At 56.2% G+C, this 233-nt stretch carries 1 protein-coding gene; it reads left to right on the top strand.

Annotation, left to right across the window (positions count from 1 at the left end; translation table 11 throughout):
* Positions 1 to 233: immunoglobulin-like domain-containing protein (locus FS767_RS22655; RefSeq protein WP_371921614.1), on the top strand; the 233-nt coding region annotated here is incomplete at both ends.

The raw sequence follows: 233 nt of genomic DNA, 5'->3' as shown, positions 1-233 counted from the left end.
GAAGTTACCGACGAGCCAGGTTCGGGTACCCCGGGTACGGGTAACCAAGGCGATTTGGTGCTGGTCACTATTACCGCCGACCAGAACTCCGTTGCTGAGAACGTTAAACCAACGTTCACTGTTCAGATCAACAAGGCTCTGGCCAATGACCTGGTCGTGACCCTGAGCAATAACGCTCAAGTCACCATCAAAGCCGGCCAGACCGCTGTTTCCTACGAGCACGCGGCGCAAGG

Origin of the sequence: Pseudomonas sp. DE0010, assembly GCF_007680745.1 — a bacterium.
Classification (GTDB): domain Bacteria; phylum Pseudomonadota; class Gammaproteobacteria; order Pseudomonadales; family Pseudomonadaceae; genus Aquipseudomonas; species Aquipseudomonas parafulva_B.
Note: the sequence above shows the minus strand (reverse complement) of the source record. Positions and strands in the feature narration are given on the sequence as shown.